General features: G+C 75.9%; 1 protein-coding gene. It reads left to right on the top strand.

All coding sequences use genetic code 11. The annotated features are described in order from the left end of the window. The coding region (locus B9S61_RS03705; protein WP_146064699.1) for an acyltransferase domain-containing protein at positions 1 to 1,025 on the top strand (1,025 nt) is incomplete at both ends.

Genomic DNA, 1,025 nt, shown 5'->3' on the forward strand with positions numbered 1-1,025 from the left:
GACATCGGGTTCTCGCTGGCGACCACCCGGGCCGCCTTCGAACACCGGGCCGTTGTGATCGGCGACGGGCACCCCGCTCTGCTGCACGGGCTCGTCGCCCTGTCCGTGCCGGACCCGGACCTCCCCGGCGGCACGGCACCCGGCCCCGTCCCGGCCGTGCCCGCCGACGTCGTCACCGGCACCGGCCGGGTCGTCGAGGGCCGGACCGCCCTGGTGTTCCCCGGTCAGGGCTCCCAGTGGGCCGGCATGGCCCGGGACCTGCTCGCCGCCAGCCCCGTCTTCCGGGACCGGCTCGCCGCCTGCGACACGGCCCTCTCCGCCCACGTCGACTGGACGCTCCTCGACGTCCTGGACGGCGCGCCCGGGGCACCCTCCCTGGAACGGGTGGACGTGGTCCAGCCGGTGCTGTGGGCGGTGATGGTGTCCCTGGCCGCGCACTGGGACTCCTGGGGCGTCCGGCCCGACGCCGTGGTCGGGCACAGCCAGGGCGAGATCGCCGCCGCCGTGGTGGCGGGAGCCCTGACCCTGGAGGACGGCGCGACGGTCATCGCCCTGCGCAGCCGGGCCATCCGGGCGCTGGCCGGACTCGGCGGCATGGTCGCCGTGTCCCTGCCCGAGGACCGTGTCCGCGCCGAGATCGCCCCCTGGGCCGAGAAGCTGTCCGTGGCCGCCGTCAACGGGCCCGCCGCCGTGGTCGTCTCGGGGGAGACCGGGGCACTCGCCGAACTGCTCGCCCACTGCGCGTCCCGGGGCGTACGGGCCAGGGCGGTCCCCGTCGACTACGCCTCGCACTCGGCGCAGGTCGAGCGGATCAGGTCCGAGGTGCTGGCCGCGCTGGCCGGCGTACGCCCGCTGGCGGCCCGCATCCCGCTGTTCTCCACCGTCACCGGCGACCGGCTCGACACCACGGCCATGGACGCCGACTACTGGTACCGCAACCTCCGCGGCACCGTCCGCTTCGACGCCGCCGTACGTTCCCTCGTCGAGCAGGGCCACGAGGTCTTCGTCGAGGTGTCGCCGCACCC

Origin of the sequence: Streptomyces sp. SM1 (assembly GCF_002910825.1) — a bacterium.
GTDB lineage: Bacteria > Actinomycetota > Actinomycetes > Streptomycetales > Streptomycetaceae > Streptomyces > Streptomyces okerensis.